Origin of the sequence: Halarchaeum nitratireducens, from assembly GCF_014647155.1 — an archaeon.
GTDB lineage: Archaea > Halobacteriota > Halobacteria > Halobacteriales > Halobacteriaceae > Halarchaeum > Halarchaeum nitratireducens.
In genome coordinates, this window is record NZ_BMOQ01000004.1 from 369,021 (window position 1) to 386,179 (window position 17,159).

17 protein-coding genes and 2 tRNA genes are annotated in these 17,159 nt (G+C 68.7%); 10 read left to right on the plus strand and 9 right to left on the minus strand.

Going from position 1 to position 17,159, the window contains the following annotated elements:
* Positions 1 to 2: 2 nt before the first annotated feature.
* The 4 genes from IEX91_RS08810 to IEX91_RS08825 are packed head-to-tail and all read left to right on the plus strand — an operon-like array spanning position 3 to position 2,188.
* Positions 3 to 419 (plus strand): DUF7287 family protein, encoded by a 417-nt coding sequence (locus IEX91_RS08810; protein WP_188878395.1) that lies wholly within the window; start codon positions 3 to 5, stop codon positions 417 to 419.
* A complete protein-coding gene (locus tag IEX91_RS08815) occupies positions 416 to 1,024 on the plus strand; it encodes a DUF7288 family protein (RefSeq protein ID WP_188878396.1) in 609 nt (202 codons plus the stop codon). The genes IEX91_RS08810 and IEX91_RS08815 overlap by 4 nt, the downstream gene beginning before the upstream one ends.
* On the plus strand, positions 1,012 to 1,467 hold the full coding sequence (locus IEX91_RS08820; RefSeq protein WP_188878397.1) for a DUF7266 family protein: 456 nt from the start codon (positions 1,012 to 1,014) through the stop codon (positions 1,465 to 1,467). Before IEX91_RS08815 ends, IEX91_RS08820 begins: the two co-directional genes overlap by 13 nt.
* On the plus strand, positions 1,460 to 2,188 hold the full coding sequence (locus tag IEX91_RS08825) for a DUF7289 family protein (protein WP_188878398.1): 729 nt from the start codon (positions 1,460 to 1,462) through the stop codon (positions 2,186 to 2,188). Before IEX91_RS08820 ends, IEX91_RS08825 begins: the two co-directional genes overlap by 8 nt.
* Before the next feature lie 9 nt (positions 2,189 to 2,197).
* Here the strand turns inward: IEX91_RS08825 and IEX91_RS08830 are convergent, their stop codons facing one another.
* From IEX91_RS08830 to IEX91_RS08840, 3 genes are all read right to left on the minus strand, one after another.
* Positions 2,198 to 3,889: a polymer-forming cytoskeletal protein gene (locus IEX91_RS08830; RefSeq protein ID WP_188878399.1), complete on the minus strand. Its 1,692-nt coding sequence runs from the start codon at positions 3,887 to 3,889 to the stop codon at positions 2,198 to 2,200.
* A gap of 379 nt (positions 3,890 to 4,268) precedes the next feature.
* Positions 4,269 to 4,341 (minus strand) — tRNA-Arg (locus IEX91_RS08835).
* A 57-nt stretch (positions 4,342 to 4,398) separates the two neighbouring features.
* Entirely contained in the window at positions 4,399 to 4,695 is a 297-nt protein-coding gene (locus IEX91_RS08840; RefSeq protein WP_188878400.1) for a Sec-independent protein translocase subunit TatA/TatB, read from the minus strand.
* A 94-nt stretch (positions 4,696 to 4,789) separates the two neighbouring features.
* Here IEX91_RS08840 and IEX91_RS08845 point away from each other — a divergent pair, with 94 nt between their 5' ends.
* The 3 genes from IEX91_RS08845 (at position 4,790) to IEX91_RS08855 (ending at position 7,625) form a co-directional block, all read left to right on the plus strand.
* Positions 4,790 to 5,266 carry a redoxin domain-containing protein gene (locus tag IEX91_RS08845; protein ID WP_188878401.1) on the plus strand — a complete coding sequence of 159 codons (477 nt, stop codon included), beginning with the start codon at positions 4,790 to 4,792 and terminating at the stop codon, positions 5,264 to 5,266.
* An 84-nt stretch (positions 5,267 to 5,350) separates the two neighbouring features.
* Positions 5,351 to 6,178: an HD domain-containing protein gene (locus IEX91_RS08850; protein WP_188878402.1), complete on the plus strand. Its 828-nt coding sequence runs from the start codon at positions 5,351 to 5,353 to the stop codon at positions 6,176 to 6,178.
* A 154-nt stretch (positions 6,179 to 6,332) separates the two neighbouring features.
* On the plus strand, positions 6,333 to 7,625 hold the full coding sequence (locus tag IEX91_RS08855) for an MFS transporter (RefSeq protein ID WP_229772835.1): 1,293 nt from the start codon (positions 6,333 to 6,335) through the stop codon (positions 7,623 to 7,625).
* Between the two features lie 385 nt (positions 7,626 to 8,010).
* Here the strand turns inward: IEX91_RS08855 and IEX91_RS08860 are convergent.
* From IEX91_RS08860 to IEX91_RS08875, 4 genes are all read right to left on the minus strand, one after another.
* Positions 8,011 to 8,082, minus strand: a tRNA-Gly gene (locus IEX91_RS08860).
* 46 nt (positions 8,083 to 8,128) lie between these two features.
* Complete coding sequence (locus tag IEX91_RS08865; RefSeq protein WP_188878404.1) at positions 8,129 to 8,782, minus strand: class I SAM-dependent methyltransferase; 654 nt, start codon at positions 8,780 to 8,782, stop codon at positions 8,129 to 8,131.
* Positions 8,783 to 8,785: 3 nt separating this feature from the next.
* Positions 8,786 to 10,894 (minus strand): type II secretion system F family protein, encoded by a 2,109-nt coding sequence (locus IEX91_RS08870; protein WP_188878405.1) that lies wholly within the window; start codon positions 10,892 to 10,894, stop codon positions 8,786 to 8,788.
* A 3-nt stretch (positions 10,895 to 10,897) separates the two neighbouring features.
* A complete protein-coding gene (locus IEX91_RS08875; protein WP_188878406.1) occupies positions 10,898 to 12,517 on the minus strand; it encodes a type II/IV secretion system ATPase subunit in 1,620 nt (539 codons plus the stop codon).
* 108 nt (positions 12,518 to 12,625) lie between these two features.
* Here IEX91_RS08875 and IEX91_RS08880 point away from each other — a divergent pair, with 108 nt between their 5' ends.
* From IEX91_RS08880 to cdd, 3 genes are all read left to right on the plus strand, one after another.
* Positions 12,626 to 13,099, plus strand: coding sequence for a DUF5793 family protein (locus IEX91_RS08880; RefSeq protein WP_188878407.1), 474 nt, complete (start codon positions 12,626 to 12,628; stop codon positions 13,097 to 13,099).
* A gap of 52 nt (positions 13,100 to 13,151) precedes the next feature.
* On the plus strand, positions 13,152 to 14,507 hold the full coding sequence (locus IEX91_RS08885) for a phosphohexomutase domain-containing protein (RefSeq protein WP_188878408.1): 1,356 nt from the start codon (positions 13,152 to 13,154) through the stop codon (positions 14,505 to 14,507).
* A 67-nt stretch (positions 14,508 to 14,574) separates the two neighbouring features.
* Positions 14,575 to 14,967: a cytidine deaminase gene (gene cdd, locus IEX91_RS08890; RefSeq protein WP_188878409.1), complete on the plus strand. Its 393-nt coding sequence runs from the start codon at positions 14,575 to 14,577 to the stop codon at positions 14,965 to 14,967.
* Here the strand turns inward: cdd and IEX91_RS08895 are convergent.
* Positions 14,964 to 15,875, minus strand: coding sequence for a DMT family transporter (locus tag IEX91_RS08895; protein WP_188878410.1), 912 nt, complete (start codon positions 15,873 to 15,875; stop codon positions 14,964 to 14,966). The genes cdd and IEX91_RS08895 overlap by 4 nt on opposite strands.
* A gap of 104 nt (positions 15,876 to 15,979) precedes the next feature.
* Positions 15,980 to 17,146 (minus strand): NAD(P)/FAD-dependent oxidoreductase, encoded by a 1,167-nt coding sequence (locus IEX91_RS08900; protein WP_188878411.1) that lies wholly within the window; start codon positions 17,144 to 17,146, stop codon positions 15,980 to 15,982.
* Between the last annotated feature and the right edge of the window lie 13 nt (positions 17,147 to 17,159).

Genomic DNA, 17,159 nt, shown 5'->3' on the forward strand with positions numbered 1-17,159 from the left:
CGATGGCACGGAACACCCGAGACCGCGCGCAGACGACGCTCGATTTCACGATCGGAACGAGCGTCTTCCTCGTGACGCTGGTCCTCGTCTTCGCCACCGCGCCGGGGCTGTTGAGCCCGTTCGCCGGCGGGAACGTCGCCACCTCGACGGTCGCAGACCGGATCGCCAACGACCTCGTACAGGACGAACTCGCCGCTCCGGACGAGCCGTACGCGTTGGGCGGTGACGTCGACGCGAGGCTGACGAACGCGACGCTGAGCGCGCCGGGGACGGTGTCCGTGAACGTGACCGTCACGAACGCCAACGGCGTCGTCGCGTCGCGCGGCCCGTCTGTCTCACCGAACGCCGACACGTCCGTCGCGTGGCGGGTCGTGACCGTCGACGGCGAGCACGCCGAACTCGAGGTGCGAGTGTGGTGAGCGGAACCGATCGGGGACAGGCGCACACGCTCGAAGGGGTGGCGGCGGCGCTCCTCGTCGTGATGAGCATGCTCCTCGCGCTCCAGATGACGGCGGTGACGCCGCTGACGGCCTCGACGTCGAATCAGTACATCCAGGCACAGGAGCGCGCCGCGGCGCAGGGCGTCCTCGCCACGAGCGACGACGGCGAACTCCGGCGCGCGGTCCGGTACTGGAACGCGACGAACGAGACGACGGCCGGCTTCTACGGTGCCGACCCCGAACCCTACTACACGAGCGAGGGCCCCGTCGACGAGCTCGGATTCCTCTCGCGGTTGAACGAGACGTTCGCCGGGACGGGGATCGCGTACAACGTCCGGTTCGTCTACGTCAATCCCGACGGGGATCGCGTGCGACAGCAGTTCGTCTACAACGGCCGTCCGACGTCGAACGCCGTGACGGCGACCCGCGTCGTCACCCTCTACGACCACGACCGCCTCGTCGGTCCGAACGGCTCGTCAGGACGGACCGTCTCCGACCCGGTGTACTTCGCCAACAACGACACGGCGCGCGGGTCGCCGGTGCACACGACCGTCTCCGTGGAGGTGGTCGCGTGGCGGATGTAGACCGCCGCGGCGTCTCGACCGCCGTCGGCTACGTGTTGAACCTCGCCGTCGCGCTCCTGCTCGTCACCGGCCTCCTCGTCGCCGCCTCGGGGCTGATCACCGATCAGCGAGACCGCGCGGTCCGGACCGAACTCACCGTGATCGAGGAGCGCGTCGCGGCCGACCTCGCCACCGCCGACCGCCTCGCGCGCGCCGCCGAGGGCGGCGGGAGCCGGGTCGCCGTGACGTCCGACTTCCCGCGGCGCGTCGCCGGGCGCTCCTACCGGGTCTCCGTCACCGACTACGGATCGACGGTCGAGATCCGTCTGGTCGAACCCCAGTCCGACATCTCCGTGATCAGCCGCGTGCCGATCGAGACGGACGTGGAGAACACGACTCGCGCGGGCGGCCCCATCCGGGTCCGCACCGACGGGAACGGGACGCTGGTGGTGGCGGATGACTGAGCGCGCCGTCAGCGACGTCGTCGGATACGTCCTCATCATCTCGCTCATCCTCACCAGCGTCGGCGTCGTCTACACGACGGGGGTCACGACGCTCCAAGACACGCGGGACGCGGAGCGCGTCTCGAACGCGGAGCAGGCGTTGGCCGTCCTTCAGTCGAACACGAACGACGTCCGGTATCGGGGCGCACCGTCGCGGATGACCGAGATCCGCCTCTCGAACGCCCGTCTCGGTCCCGGTGACCGCGTCTCGATCAACGTCTCGGGAGCCGGGACGGCGTCGAACACGACCGTCAGACCCGTCGTGTACACGTCGGAGGGCGGGGCGAAACTCGTCTACGCCCACGGTGCCGTCATTCGCGTCGAACCCGACGGCGGCGCCGCGATGCTCGAAGAGCCCGACTTCCGGTTCGGTGAACGCTCGCTCGTCCCGGTCGTCGACACGGAGTTCAGCGATCCGACGACGGTCGGCGGTCAGACGCGCGTCTTCGTCCGCGTCGCGGCCAACGACCGTGCCACCCGGATCCACGACGCCGGGGGCAGCGCGAACGTCACGCTCACGACGCCGCGCCCGGCGCCGTGGCGGCGGTACTTCACGGACGAAGCGCGCGTCGAAGACTGCACGGAGACGAACGCGGGCGACGGCCGGACCGAGCTCACGTGCACCGTCGACACGGAGTCCGTCGTCGTCTCCGAGACGGACATCGACGTCACGTTCCGCTAGCGGCGCGCTTCACGTCGAGACGTTCACGGTCTGGTTCGTGACGTGGAGGTAGTTGATCGTCGCCACGTACTCGGTGTCGAAGACGTTCTCGCCGCGGAGCGCCTCGTCGTAGTGGATGTTCCCCGATCCCTGGGTGTGGTCGACGTAGCCGACGATCCCGCCGTAGACGTCAGCCGTACTCTGGACGCGGACCGACACCCCCGGATTCGGTCCCGACGACGGACCGTAGATGACCCCGACGAAGACGCCGTGCCCCTGAATCTTCGCCTGCTCGTGCGACTTCATGTACACCCAGAGCTGGGGGGCGTTCTGATCCGGAACGACCATCCTCGCGTCGCTCTGTACGCGCAGCGGACCGTTCGTGTATACGTTGACGCGCCCCTCCCCCTCGACCGTGACGTCGGAGTCGCCCTTGAGCTTCAACCGGCCGTCGACGACGAGCTCGATGTTCCCGTCGGTCGTGTCGAGCGTGAGCTGCTCGTCCTGCTTCAACACGAGGTCGGAGAGGTAGTAGCGACCGGCGTCGAGCTCCCACGAGGTCTGGCCGTCGCGGAGGGAGTCGGTACTGGCGTCGATGTCGTCCGCGGCGTCGTTATCGTTCACCGAGTCGTTCCGGAGGGTGTCTCGCTTGGCGTTGATCATACCGTCCGCCGAACTGAGCGACGGGATCGAGACGTCACCGGAGACCGTGCCACCGACCGGGTCGCTCCCTCGAAGCGTCAGGTCGCCGCCGTAGGAGAGGTCCCCCGTGATCTGCGCACCACTCTGCACGGTGACGTCACCGCCCGCGACGAGATCGCCCTTGACTCGGGTCCCCGACCCCTGTACCTTCACGGAGCCGGCGGTGATGACGGACGTGTTCTCCGCCGCGGTCTCGCTGTAGTTCCCCACGGAAGAGTTGTAGCTGTCCACGATCGCACCGCTCTGAATGCGGAGGTGGTCGCCCGCGGTCGAGACGATCGCCCCACCGACGGTCGGGTTGTTCGTCGACTCCACGAGACGCATCGTCACCTGCTGGCGCGAATCGTCGACGTCGATGTCGGTTCGCGTCCGCGACTCGAAGTACCGCGCCCACGCGCGGTAGTAGTCGCTCTGGATCGTGACGTAGACCGTCCCCTCGGTCAGCGGGTTCGTCCAGTCCCGACTCGCGTTCGGGTAGACGACCGTCGACGCCCCGGTCTGGGTGAGCGTCATCGTCGAACCGCCGCCGTTCGCCGACCCGTTCATCGAGATGATCGGGAGCGTCAGCGTCCCGTCCTCGTAGTGGATCTCGGGGGGCGTGATCATCATCGTCCCGTTCCCTTGCGAGCGCCAGACGCCACCACCCTGATAGGCGATCTCGGCGTCGTCGTTCGTGTACGTCACCGCGCCGAGCGGCATCGTCTCGTTCAGGTTCTCGTCGCCCGTTCCGTTCACGTAGCGCACGCGTACCCATCCGGCGTCCGGGTTCACCGCGTACCGATCGGCGTCCGTCCGCGGGAGGTCGATCGACTGGCTCTCGGCGGAACCGAGGGCGACGAGCGAGGCCTTCGCGTCGACGTGCGACAGCACGTTCTCGGCGTTCGTGGACTCGACCTGCTGTTGGGTCGAATCGATCGCGTCGCTCCCGATCGCCACGGTCGCGCCCGTGACGACGATCGTCAACCCCAGCAGGAGGACGACGCCGACGACCTCGGACTGGGCCCGTCGCGGGCCGTTCATACGCCTAGTGAGCGCTTCGTTACGGATGAACCTATTGGCGCCGTCGGACATCGAGCCGTCGGCCACGAGACGTTCCGCGGAGAGCGGATCGCGTCGATCCACTCGTTGATTTACACCTCAGACGCGTCGGCTATTCGTCCCACGACGTTCGACAGAATAGCGGGCGTGACGGGAGTCTCGCGAGCGAACGTAGTGAGCGAGGGGGGGAGACTCAGCGAGACCGTAGGTCTCGCGGAGCCACCCCCGTTTTCCGACGCAGTCGTGAAAACGGGCGTGGCGGGATTCGAACCACGGTCGGACGTGTTCGCTCCGCTGCGCGCGACCTCACTGATTCAAATTCCACCGTGCCGGTTCGACCGTCGCTTCGCTCCTCACTGCACGGGCGTGGCGGGATTTGAACCCGCGGTCTAGCGGTTAGGAACCGCTCGCCGTATCCGCTTGGCCACACGCCCCGCGGCGGTGGCTACGCGACCGGGGATGAAAAACGGTTGCTCTTCAGGTGGCGGCGTTCAGGCGTTCTTCGACGACGCGCTCTCGGCGTCGGCGCCGACGGACTCCGTCTCGACGTCGGTGTCCGTGCTGATGTCGGCCTCGCTCTCCGTCGTGGAACCGCCCTCGCGGACCTCTTCGAGTTCGTTCTCGATCTCCTCGCGGCCGCGCTGGAACTCCCCCATCGCCTGCCCGGTGGAGCGTGCGAGCTTGGGGATCTTGTTCGCACCGAAGAGCAGTACCGCGATGAGCAGGACGAGCGCCAACTCCATCCCGCCGGGGAAGCCGCCCAGGAACAGTGGCGTACTGGTGACCATCTCTACCACACCGTAGCAAATTGCTGGTTATAGGCCTTTTGCTCGTTGTGCCGAGAGCGCAACCGTCATACCGGATGCGTCCGAAACGACGCGTATGGTTGACGTTGGAGACGACGCACCCGACTTCACGGCACCGCTCGCCGACGGCGACGTAGACTCGTTCACCCTCTCCGAGGCGGTCGGCGACGAGCCGCTCGTCCTCGCCTTCTACCCCGGCGCGTTCACGGGCGTCTGTACGGACGAGATGTGCACGTTCCGCGACAACCTCGACGCGTTCGAGGACATCGGCGCGACCGTCTACGGCGTCAGCGTCGACACGCCCTTCGCGAACAACGAGTTCCGCGAGCAGAACGACCTCTCGTTCGGCCTCGTGAGCGACTCCGATAAGGAGGCCATCGAGGCCTTCGACGTCGTCGACGACGACTTCGCGGGCTTCGGCTACGCGGCCGCCAAGCGCTCCGTCTTCGTCGTCGACACCGACGGAGAGGTCGTCTACAAGTGGGTGACCGACGACCCCGGCGTCGAGCCGGACTACGACGAGGTCGAGGACGCGGCCGCCGACGCCGCGTAACGCACCCATCGGTGTCGCGCGGACACGCCGGCACACCGACCCGACCCCACCGTCTTTTTAGCGCGTCCGGTCGCACGTCCACACATGAGCGACAGCGACTTCCCCGACGCCGACGGGTCCGGCGGACTCCGCGAGTACGACCCCGAGGCCGAGCACGCCTTCCCGGACGAGCGACTCAACGACGTCCTCGCCGTCGTCCGCGAGGACCCCGAGATCACCGCGCTCCTCGACGCCCAGAACGTCAACCCCGTCACGCGCAAGGGGTACAACGATCACGGGGCGAAACACGTCGAGATCGTCCGAAACCGCGCGTTGCGCCTCTACGACCTACTCAAGCGCGGCGACGTCGAGTTCAACGGCGCGGCCGACCAGGGCCTCGACGAGGCGGACGAGCCGGTCATCGTCGCGCTCGCCGCGACCCTCCACGACATCGGTCACGTCGTGCACCGAGACGAGCACGCCTACTGGTCGATTCCGCTCGCGGCCGACGTCCTGGATCGCCTCCTCCCGGAGTTCTACGACACCGCAGACGCCGTCCGCGTGAAGTCCGAGGTGCTCCACGCGATCCTCTGTCACCACACGGAGGAAAAGCCCCTGACGCGCGAGGCGGGCGTGATCCGCGTCGCGGACGGCCTCGATATGGAGCGCGGGCGCTCGCGCATCCCCTACGAGCGCGGCGGGCGCGGCATCAACACGATCTCGAGTCAGGCGATCGAGTCCGTGACGCTCCGATCGGGCGACGACGTGCCCGTCCTCGTCGAGATCCGGATGCGGAACGCCGCGGGCGTCTACCAGGTCGACAACCTCCTGAAGGAGAAACTCCACGAGTCGACCCTCGAATCCGACATCCGCATCGTCGCGGTGAACGTCGGCAGCGACGACGACCAGCTCGTCGAGCGGATCGAGCTCTGAGGAGACGCGCGAGACGCGGACGACGCGGCGGTTCCGGCCGTTCCCACGTCCCCAATCCTCGCATCCTCGTCCGCACGGTCTGTTCCCCCTTCCGTTCTCGCGTCGTCCGCGTGTCGGGTCGTTTATGCCCGCCAGCGCGATAAGCTGCCACCACGTGTCCACGACCGACGGCCGGCTCGGCGTCTTCGCCGACCGCGAGTTCATCGCCCTCTCCGGGACCGCGTTCGCCCGCGCGCAGGCGTACTCGACGATCCTCATCGCCATCGCGCTGTTCGCGGACGCCTTCGGCACGACCGGGTTCGTCGAGGGGCTCTTCGGGACCGCGTTCGCCGCCGTCCAGCTCCTCATCGTCCTCCCCCTCGGCCGCCTCGTCGACACCCGGAACGCGAAGCGCTTCCTCCTCGTCGGCCTCCTCGTCAACGTCGCCACGTTCGTCGGCTTCATCTTCGTCTCGAACGCCATCGACGTGATCCTCGTCCGGATGCTACAGGGGCTCGGTTCGAGCGTCCTCTGGATCACGGGCTCCAGCGTCGTCGGCGAGATCAGCCCCGACGGCGAGCGCGGGCGCTGGCTCGGCTCGTACAACCAGGTCGCCGCCTTCTCCAGTTTCGTCGGCGACCTCGTCGGCGGCGCGCTCCTCTACACCTTCGAGACGTCGGTCACGTTCGTCCTCCTCTCCGGCGTCACGCTCGTCGCCTTCGGCCTCGTCTACCTCTACCTCCGCGACGACCCCGGCGGCACGATGGACCCCGAGGAGGCCGGCGGCATCGAGACCTTCCGCGACCTCCTCGCGCGCCCGATGGTCAACTCCCTCGTCACCTTCCGCTTCGCCTTCAGCGTCGGGAAGATGGCGGTCATCCTCTTCTTGCCCATCTACGCCCGGACCGAGTTCGGCGTCTCCGCGTTCGCCATCGGCCTCCTGCTCGCCGGCGGGAAGCTGATCAAGGCGCTCCTTCAGGGGTGGATGGGCGATCTCACGGACCGCCTCGGCAACGAGCAGTACTTCGTCCTCGGCGGCGCGCTGACGTACGCCCTCGGAACCGCGCTCATCCCCCTCGCGCGCCCCGCTCAAGCGCTCCTCCCCGCGTTCGACATTAGTGCACTCGGCCACACGATCGGCCTCGACGGCGCTTTTCTCACGATGTTCGTCGCCTACGGGATCATCGGCGTCGCCGACAGCATCCGCCTCCCCGCGAGCATGTCGCTCTTCGTCGAGGAGGGCGAGCGCCTCGACTCCGTCGCCTCCGCCATGAGCCTGCGCTCTCTCTCGTGGAAGGTCGGACAGGTCGTCGGCCCCGTCGCCGTCGGCGCGATCAAGGACGGGTACGGGATGGCCATCGCCTTCTGGACCGCCGCCGCCTTCATCCTCGTCGCCAGCGCCGGCTTCTTCCTCATGTACCGCTACGGCCACCACGTGATGGGCGGAGCGCGGGCGGGGGCGGGCTGACGAGAGGCGCTCGTCGGCTTCCCGTTAGTTCGCTTCGCCCGCGGCGGTTTCCCGGTCGATCAGCATACCGCGAACGGTCGGCGTGATCGCCCACGCCGTTCCGAAAACCGAGACCAGCCCGGCCGCGAGGAAGAAGACGGCCCGGATCCCGGCGAACGCGTCCCGGGGTACGCGACGACGGCCCCCGAGAGTGCGACGAAGAGGAACTTTCCGCCCAATCCGATCGTAGGAGACACCATACTCATCGGAGTCGGTGAGAGAGTGATACCTCCGTCCATCTGCCGGAACCGCGGTGTCGGAAACGCCCAGAGGAGAGGTACGAACGGAGCGAGTACCACACTGGAGAGTCGAGACTCCGATGTGGTACGGACAGTGAGCCGCGAGATGCACCGACCGGGATTTGAACCCGGGCCATGAGCTTGGAAGGCTCAGGTCCTAGCCACTAGACCATCGGTGCTAGCTTCGCTCCCATCTTCTCGTCGGTCGCTAAAGACGGTTTCCTTTCACGACGTGACGACGGCGTAGGAGTTTCCCCGGGACTCGGAGACGTCGACGACGCCGAGCGCCGACGCGTCGAGGTCGGCGCGGAACTCCGCGGGGTCGTAGATGTGGTAGAAGCGTCCCTCGACGTCGCCACCGGGGAGCGTCCACTCGACGGTCGTGTCGAAGCCCTCGTCCTCCGCGAAGCGCTCGTGGGTCGTGCTCCAGACGCTCACGAGCGCCTCGCCACCGGGTGCGAGGACGCGCGCGAGCTCGTCGAGGCTGGCGACGCGCGCCGTTCGACTCGGGAGGTGGTGGAGCGTGGCGACGTAGACGGCGAGGTCGATCGTCTCGGCGGCGAGCGGGACGCGTCGGGCGTCGCCGCGGACGAGCGCGAGCGCGTCGGCGTATCCCCTCTCGGCGGCGCGCGCTCGCGCCTCAGCGAGGAGGCCCGCGCTGGCGTCGACGCCGATCGCGGTCTCGCACTGCTCGACGAGGAGCTCAGCGTGCCGACCGTTGCCGCAGCCGAGGTCGAGCCCGCGTGCTCCCTCGCGTTCCGCGACGAAGTCGGCGACGTCGGGCCACGGGTGCGCGCGGGTCTCGGAGAAGTGCGCGGCGATGCGGTCGTAGACGCGGTGCGGGGCGGGATCGCCGGTCGGGGTGGGTGGATCGGGCATGGATCAGGCCGAGAAGAGGAAGACGCCGTAGGCGATGACGAGCATGATGAAGGCGTGTTTCGCGCCCGAGCGGATGTCCGTCTCGCTCATCTGCCCGGCGACGAACCCCGAGCAGACGGCTTGGACGAGGGCGGTGTGAAAGAAGAGGAGGCTGTAGGCGGCCTTCTTCTCCTCGGTGAGTTGCCCGATGCTCCCGAGCGACTGGCCGGCGGGACCGGCGAACTGATCGGCGGTCGGGATCGCGGGGACGAAGATAGTGTCGAGCGCGACGATGATGGCGATGAAGACGAAGAACGCGAGGTAGATGACGACGAGGTAGGTGACGAGCTCGTTCCGGCGTTCGCGCTTGAGGCGCTGCGTCGATTGGGCCTCGTCAGCGGCGATCCGGAGGACGGGCGCGAGGTCGCTCGTCGCGCTCATCGCGTTCGTCGTGAGCGTGACGACGCGGGTGATCATCGGCGTTCGAACCCGGGTCTCGAAGCGCTTGAGTGCGGCCTCGACCGGCGCGCCCCAGCGGACGTCCGTCCACGTCCGGTCGACTTCCTCGTTCAGGCCGCCGAGGTCGCCGCGGGCGACGCGTTCGATGCTGGCGACGATCGGCATCCCGGCCTCGTTCGTGCTCGCCAGCCGATCGAGGAAGTCGGGGACGGCGCGCTCGACGGCCTCCAGTCGGCGCTTTCGGATCTCCCAGACGACCGCGAACGTCCCGATGAGGAAGAGCAGCGCCTGCACGACGGCGTCGTCGAACATCGGGAGGAGGGTTTCGAGGGCCGCGGGGCGGACGAGCGCGAGGAGCGAGAGATCACGTTCGGCGAGCGTGAGCCCCCAGCGGACGGCGATCGAGAGCACGGCGAGCGGGGCAGTGAGGGCGAGGAGCCAGACCGGGCGTTCGGTGATCGTCTCGATCGGATGCGTGAGCGCGTATCGGATCGGGGCGAGGGCGTTGTAGGCACGGAGGCGCGCGCGATTTCGCGCGGCGGTCGTGACGCCGTCCGACTCGATCGCTCGGGCCGCGACGCCGCCGTCGGCCGCGGTGCTGACCTCGTCGGGCGTCCGGGTGACGTAGTCGTAGCGCACCGTGGCCTCCTGCTCGCCGTTCCCGCCCTGCGTGTCGCTCGTGATCGTATCGAGGTAGACGACGAACCCCAGCGTCGCCAGCGGGAGGATCAGGTAGGTGAACGCGCGGAGGAAGTCCAGCGTCCCGCCGGAGACGAGGCCGATGACGACGAGGATGGTGATGAGGAAGAGCGGACCGGCGACGAAGACGGTGACGTACCCCTCGGCGAGCGTCGAGAGCAGTTCGAGGAAGCGTTGCTGGTCGCTTTCGGCCTCTTCTTTGTACTGGTCGTACTCGTTGCGTAGGAAGACGCTGACGCTCTGCCCCGACTGGAGGACGCTCGTCAGGTTCTCGACGAACTCCTGAAGCTCCTCGCTCGGGGTCCGCCGGCCGGTCCGGCGCAGCGCGCTGATGACGTCCGCGCCGAAGAGGTCGATGTCGCGGACGGTGACGCCGAACTCGGCGGCGGTCTCGCCGTAGACGTGCTGGTTGCCCGAGAGGATCCGCAGGATCTTCGTGAACCCCATCCCGGAGCGCGAGAGCGCGAACATGAACGCGATGTTGCGCTGGAGGGTGTTGTCGATGAAGCGCTCGCGCTCGCCCGCCCTGTACTGCGGGAGGTACCATCGGTACTGGTACGCGCTCACGCCCGCGAGCAGGCCGACGCCGACGCCCGCGAGCGCGACGACCGCGAACAGCTCGACCGGGGAGAACGACGCGGCGATCGGGACCGTCGTGCTCAGCCGGGCGGCGGCGACGTCGAGGAGGAGGAGAGCCGCGACGCCGAGATAGAGGCCGAAGACGCTGCCGATGACGAGCGCGACGCTCGTGTAGAGGTAGGTGACGGACGCGTACGCCGCGTACGGCCGGGAGACGTGTGCGGCACGGAGCGAGCGGACGTGTCCCTGATTCACGCGCTGGCGCGAGCGGGCGAGCGAGCCGAACAGGCCGATGGCGAGGCGTCGCATCAGTCGTTCGACCGTGTCGCTCAACGGGACGCAGGCGAGACCGACGAGGAGGACGCTACCGACGGCGAGCGGGAGGTACTCCAGCACGGCTCACTCCGTTTCGAGGTGGCGATCGACGCGCTCGACGACCGCTTCGGGGTCCGCGTAGTACTCGTTGACGAGGGCGGTGAACTCCCGGTAGTCCGTGACGTCGCGCTCGACGAGATAGCGCAGGACGCGCTTGCGGTTGCGGAGTTCGCGCAGGAGTTCGGAGCGCCCCCAGCCGCGATCGGCGCGGATCTCGTCGAGGACGGCGCTGTCCTGTTGGACGAAGCGATCGCTCCCCGCGTCCCACTCGAACGCCGTCGAGTAGTCGAGGTCGCCGGTCCGCTGATCGATCCCCTCGATCTCGGCGATGACGCGGTTGCGCCGGACGCGCTCGTCGCCGACGTAGGTGAGCGTCTGGACGCAGAGGATGTCGAGGCTCTGGATCATCGCCCGCGGGACGTTGATCGGGTCGTTTTCCAACCTATTTATCGCGGTCTGGACGCTGTCGGCGTGCATCGTCGAGTACGTCGTGTGGCCGGTGTTCATCGCCTGGAACAGCGTCATCGCCTCCTCCCCGCGCACCTCGCCGACGATGATGTACTCGGGGCGGTGGCGCAGCGCGGAGCGCAGCAGGTCGTACATCGTGATGTCCGAGTTTTCCCCGAGGCTCTCGCGCGTCACGGAGGAGAGCCAGTTATCGTGGTAGAGGGTGAGCTCGCGGGTGTCCTCGATGGTGAGCACCTTCGAGCGCGGCGGGACGAACATCGAGACGGCGTTCATGCTCGTCGTCTTCCCCGACGCCGTCCCGCCGGCGAACAGCAGGCTCTTGTTGGACTCGATGGCGAGCCAGAGGTACGCCATCTGATCGAGGTCGAACGTCTCGTAGTCGACAAGCGTCGCGGGCGTGAACGGCTCCTCCGAGTACTGGCGGATGGTGAACGCCGACCCGCGCGGCGTCACCTCCTCGCCGAGCGCGAGTTCGGCCCGCGAGCCGTCGGGGAGCGTCGTCTCCGTCACGGGGTCGCCCACGCTGATGTGGCGACCCGACTGCTGGGCGAGGCGGACGACGAAGTTGTCGAGCTCCTCGCGCTCGTAGGAGATGTTCGTCTCGATGTCGGTATAGCGGTCGTGATAGACGAACAGCGGGATCTCGTACCCGTCGCAGGAGATGTCCTCGACGTGGTCGTCGTGCATCACCGGGTCGAGCTGGTCGTACCCCTCGAACGCCCGGTGGAGGTAGTAAAAGAGCCGGTGGAAGGTCTCGGGGGTGACGTCCGCGCCGTACTCCTCTAAGAGCTTGCGGGTCCGATCCCGGAGGACGGATTCGGCCTCGTCGGGGTCGTATTCGGCGTCGTAGACGAGCGTGTCGCGGACGTCGGCGAAGAGGTTCGAGAGGAGGTCGCGCTCGACGTCGTCGAGGTCGGGTTCGACGACGTGGTATCGGTGTTCGTTGGCCTCGTCGTCGTACCCGACCCAGACGAACGCGTACGGGGCGTTGACCCAGTAGCGGTCCACCTCCTCGTACCCCTCCAGCCCGTCGAACGTGACGAGGGGATCGTGGTCCGCCGGTCGGTAGTCCTCGGCGGGGACCGTCGAACCGCGGAGCACCTCGACCGTTCGGGCGAGACGCCACTGCAACCGCTCGACGCGGCCCGAGACCGAGTCGGGAAACTGACTAGACATCGAGGCTCTACCCGACAACCACACCGCCGGCGGGTAAAAAGTTGTCCGCACGCGGAATCGCGGCGTCACGTTCAAGTCGTGGGACACCGTACCGTAGAGCGTACTCAGATGCGGCGCGAGGATTTCACGCTCGACGTCAGCGACGTGGAGTGGGTGGAGACGGGCGGCGACCCGCAGCGGCCGACGGTCACCATCGACTTCGACGGCTCACGAACCGATCTCGACGAACGCCTCACCGGCTCCGAGGAGCAGGCGCTCGATGCCGACGAGACCGACGTAACGCTCCGTTTGCAGGGAGACCCCGACGATCCCACGACGACGGGCGTCGTCGCCGTCACGGATCGAGTCACCGGCGGCCTCCTCCTCGAACTGGACGAGGACGCCGACGACGTGCTCCGGTTCGTCCGGGCCGCGCGCACGTACGGCGAACGCTCGGAGACCGACGACGGCGGCTATCGCGTCGTCGTCGCCGTCGACGGCGAGCCCGTGCGCGCCTACGAGAAGGAGACCTTCCTCGTCTACAGCGAGGACGGCGACCTCCTGCGCAGCCGCAGCCTCATCCCGGGCGGCGTCGAGCTGTAGTCGAAGCGAACCGAACCATAGGCCTTTCTCCACGGCGCCGCCACTCCCCCGTATGGACCTCTTCGGCACCGCGGGTATCCGCGGGAGCGCGCGTCACCGTGTGACGCCGGAACTCGCCCTCGCCGTCGGTCGCGCGGCCGGTCGGCGCGTCGGCTCCGACGCGTTCGTCGTCGGCCGCGACGGCCGCGAGACGGGCGACGCCCTCGAAGCGGCGATGGTCGCCGGTCTCGAATCCGCCGGCGCGGACGTCCGGGTCGTCGGACGGGTACCGACGCCCGCCCTCGCGTGGGCCTCGCGCGGCCGCCACGGCGTCATGCTCACCGCCTCGCACAACCCGCCGGCGGACAACGGCATCAAGCTCTTCGCGGACGGCGTCGAGTACGGCGACGACGCCGAGTCGGCGATCGAGTCGGGCGTCGCGGCCGACGAGGGTCCCGTCGCGTGGGACGCGTGGGGGTCGCGCGAGCGCGTCGACGTCCTCGATGACTACCGCACGGCAGTCGTCGATTACGCCCGCGGCCACGGCGCGCCCCTCGACGGGCTCCGCGTCGCCTGCGACTGCGGGAACGGGATGGCCGCGCGCGCGGTCCCGCAGGTCCTGCGTGCGCTCGGCGCGACTGTCACGGCGCTGAACGCCAACGTCGACGGGCACTTCCCGGGACGGCCGAGCAAGCCGACGCCCGAGACGGTCAGCGACCTCCGAGGGGTCGTCGCCGACGGCGGCGCGGATATCGGCCTCGCGCACGACGGCGACGCGGATCGGATCGTCGTCGTCGCCGGCGACGGCGACATCGTCCACGAGGACACCGTGCTCGCGGTGCTCGCCGAGCACTACACGCGCGCGAGCGACGCCGACGACCCCATGGTCGTGACGACGCCGAACGCCTCCGCGCGGATCGACGAGCGCGTCCGCGCGGCCGGCGGGCGAACCGAACGCGTCCGCCTCGGTGCGCTCCACGAGGGGATCGCGGCCGCCCGCGAGGCCGGTGGCGACGTCGTCTTCGCGGCCGAGCCGTGGAAACACGTCCATCCGGCGTTCGGCGGGTGGATCGACGGCGTCGCCTCCGCGGCGGTGTTCGCGCGTCTCGTCGCCGACGCCGGCGACCTCGCGACCCTCCGCGCGCCCGTGACCGAACGCCCCTATCGGAAGGTCTCGGTCGAGTGTCCGGACGACGCCAAGGCGGACGCGATGGCCGCTCTCGAGGAGACGCTCCCGGCGGCGTTCCCCGACGCGGACGTCGAGACGGAGTACGGCGTCCGCCTCACGCTCCCCGACGACGCGTGGACGCTCGTGCGTCCGTCCGGAACGGAGCCCTACGTCCGAATCTACGCCGAGAGCGAGGACGTCGACGCGCTCGTCGCGGACGTGCGCGCGGTCGTCGCGGACGCAATCTCGGACGCGACGTAGTCGAGGACTACCCGTCCCGTCGTCGGACCGCGCGACGCTTTTGTCGGCGTCGCCCGATATCGTAGTTATGTCAGTCGACGCGCTGCTCGACGCCGCCCGCGACGCCTGCGAGAACGCTCACGTCCCCTACTCCGACTACCCGGTCGGCGCCGCGCTCCGAACCGCCGACGGAACGGTGTACGTCGGCTGTAACGTCGAGAACGCGAACTACTCGAACAGCCTGCACGCGGAGGAGGTCGCGCTCGGTGACGCCGTGAAAAACGGCCACGACGCGTTCGACGCGCTCGCCGTCTCCTCGGGCGCCCGCGACGGCGTGACGCCCTGCGGGATGTGTCGGCAGACGCTCGTCGAGTTCTGCGGCGACGACCTCCCGATCTACTGCGACACCGGAGACGGCGTCGAGCGCCACGAGCTCGGCGTCCTGCTGCCGGACACGATCACCGCCGCGAACCTCGACTAGGCGAGCAGTCGGGCGACGACGCGTCGGTTGACGAGGAGGAACCCGCAGACGATGAGCGCGAAGCCGCCGACGAGCGGGAGCGTCAGCGGCTCGTCGAGGAAGAGGACGCTCACGACCGCGGTGACGATCGGGACGAAGTAGGAGACGAGCGTCGTTCTGGCCGCGCCGATCTCCGCGATCAGCGTGAAGTACGCGACGTACGCGATCGCGGTCGCGGCGATCGCCAGATACGCGAGCGACCAGTAGAAGGTCGGACCGGCGGCACCGAGAGTGAGCGGCTCGCCGAGTGCCCACGCCGTCGCGGCGAGGCCGATCCCGCCACAGAGGAGCGCCCACGACGTGCTCGCGACCGTGTCGATGTCCGCCGGGAAACGCTGGCTCCCGACGCTCCCGACGGCGACGCAGATCGCCGCGCCGAGCAGGAGGACCTCACCGAGCGTGTGCGCGCCGCCGAACTGGCTCGGGTCGGGCCGCGCGATGACGACGACGCCGAGGATCCCGAGGAAGACGCCGATGGCCTGACTCGCCGAGAGCTCGTCCTCGGGGACGACGATCGCCGCGAGCGCCGTGGCGATGACGGGGTTGAGGCTGAAGAGGACGGAGCTCACGCTGCTCGTGACGTACTGCTGGCCAGCGAAGAGCAGGGCGTTCGCGCCGCCCGTGATGAACAGCGCACCGAAGCCGACGACGACGAAGTCGCTGCGCGAGCGCGGGAGCCACCGGTCATCGCTGTCGGCGAGGAGCGCGGCCGCGGGAACGGCGACGACGCCCGCGACGAGGAGTCGGAGCGCGGCGAAGAAGACCGGGGCGTCCGGGAGGGCGTTCAGACCGACCTTGATGGCGACGAAGGAGCCGCCCCACGCGAGCGCGACGTACGCGAAGAGGGCGGCGATCCGGTTCCGTGACACGAGACGTCGCTACGATCGGGTGGTGTTTTCAGCTGTCGGAAGCGGCACGCGACGCGGCCGCGTCGCGTACGGTCTCCGTCGCCCGCGTCGAGTGTGAGCGGCCGTTACAGGACGCTCCACGCGTCGACGACGCGCTTCGGGCCGGTGATCTTGTTGATCCAGCGGGCCGCGGCGGCCTTCTTCAGGTTCTTCGCCGCGGGGCCGCCGAACGTCTCGATCGGGCTGTCGAAGCCGTTGAACGACACCTGATGGGCGACGGCCTCCTCGCCGATGCTGATGAGCGTCCCCTGATCCTCGTACGTCCAGCGCTTGAGCGGGTGGCCCTCGATGGCGGCGGCGATGTTCTCGCCGACGACGTCCGCGGCCTGCCAGGCGGCCTGGGCGGTCGGCGGCGCGGGGTTCTCACCCTGATCGACGAGGGAGTTGTCGCCGATGGCGAAGACCCGATCGTCCTCCGTTCGGAGGTTCGAGCCCGCCTTCAGGCGGTTGTGCTCCTTCTCCAGATCGACGTCGCCGAGTTCGGCGGGGCCGGTGACGCCGCCGGTCCAGAGGAAGACGTCGTAGTCGAGGTCGTCGCGCTCGTCGAACTCGATGTGGTCGGCCGTCGCGGCCGTGATCGGGTCGTCGGTCAGGATGTTGATGTCGCGCCCTTCGAGGCGGTGGCGAAGCGCGCCCTGGATCTCCGCGTTGCCCGGCGGGAAGATCTCGGGGAGCGCTTCGACGAGCGTCACGTCGATCGGCGCGTGGTTCCTGTCGCGGAACTCCGCGACCTCGCCCGCGGACTGGATGCCCGAGAGTCCCGCGCCGCCGACGACGACCTGCGCGGGGTCGTCGCGCGTCGCGTCGCGCGCGGCCTCGCGCACCTGCTCGTGGATCTCGAGGGCGTCCGCGCGGCTCTTGAGGGTGAGGGGGTGCTCGTCCATGCCCTCGATGCCGTACGTCGCGGTCTCCGACCCGATCGCGACGAGGACGTAGTCGTAGTCGACGGTGGTGTCGTCAGCGAGGTGGACGACGCGCTCGTCGACGTCCACGTCGACGACCTCGCCCTCGACGAACTCCGTCTCGGGCTCGGCGATCTCGCCGACGGGGATGGTGAGTTTGTCCTGCACGCCCGCGTCGCGGATGATGCGATGGGACTCGTGGAGGACGAAGTGGTAATCGTTCTCCGCCACCCACGTGAGCTCGGCTCGCTCCGGGAGGTGCTTCTGGAGCGAATTGATCGCCCCGGCACCCGCGTAGCCGGCGCCGAGAACGACGACTCGTGTTGCCATACGGTATCGTGCG

What these genes read in the sequence shown, in the direction of transcription:
- IEX91_RS08810 (WP_188878395.1), top strand. Translation starts at nt 3, where the DNA reads ATGGCACGGAACACCCGAGACCGCGCGCAGACGACGCTCGATTTCACG.
- IEX91_RS08825 (WP_188878398.1), top strand. Translation starts at nt 1,460, where the DNA reads ATGACTGAGCGCGCCGTCAGCGACGTCGTCGGATACGTCCTCATCATC.
- IEX91_RS08830 (WP_188878399.1), bottom strand. Translation starts at nt 3,889, where the DNA reads ATGAACGGCCCGCGACGGGCCCAGTCCGAGGTCGTCGGCGTCGTCCTC.
- IEX91_RS08840 (WP_188878400.1), bottom strand. Translation starts at nt 4,695, where the DNA reads ATGGTCACCAGTACGCCACTGTTCCTGGGCGGCTTCCCCGGCGGGATG.
- IEX91_RS08845 (WP_188878401.1), top strand. Translation starts at nt 4,790, where the DNA reads ATGGTTGACGTTGGAGACGACGCACCCGACTTCACGGCACCGCTCGCC.
- IEX91_RS08850 (WP_188878402.1), top strand. Translation starts at nt 5,351, where the DNA reads ATGAGCGACAGCGACTTCCCCGACGCCGACGGGTCCGGCGGACTCCGC.
- IEX91_RS08865 (WP_188878404.1), bottom strand. Translation starts at nt 8,782, where the DNA reads ATGCCCGATCCACCCACCCCGACCGGCGATCCCGCCCCGCACCGCGTC.
- IEX91_RS08875 (WP_188878406.1), bottom strand. Translation starts at nt 12,517, where the DNA reads ATGTCTAGTCAGTTTCCCGACTCGGTCTCGGGCCGCGTCGAGCGGTTG.
- IEX91_RS08880 (WP_188878407.1), top strand. Translation starts at nt 12,626, where the DNA reads ATGCGGCGCGAGGATTTCACGCTCGACGTCAGCGACGTGGAGTGGGTG.
- IEX91_RS08885 (WP_188878408.1), top strand. Translation starts at nt 13,152, where the DNA reads ATGGACCTCTTCGGCACCGCGGGTATCCGCGGGAGCGCGCGTCACCGT.
- cdd (WP_188878409.1), top strand. Translation starts at nt 14,575, where the DNA reads ATGTCAGTCGACGCGCTGCTCGACGCCGCCCGCGACGCCTGCGAGAAC.
- IEX91_RS08900 (WP_188878411.1), bottom strand. Translation starts at nt 17,146, where the DNA reads ATGGCAACACGAGTCGTCGTTCTCGGCGCCGGCTACGCGGGTGCCGGG.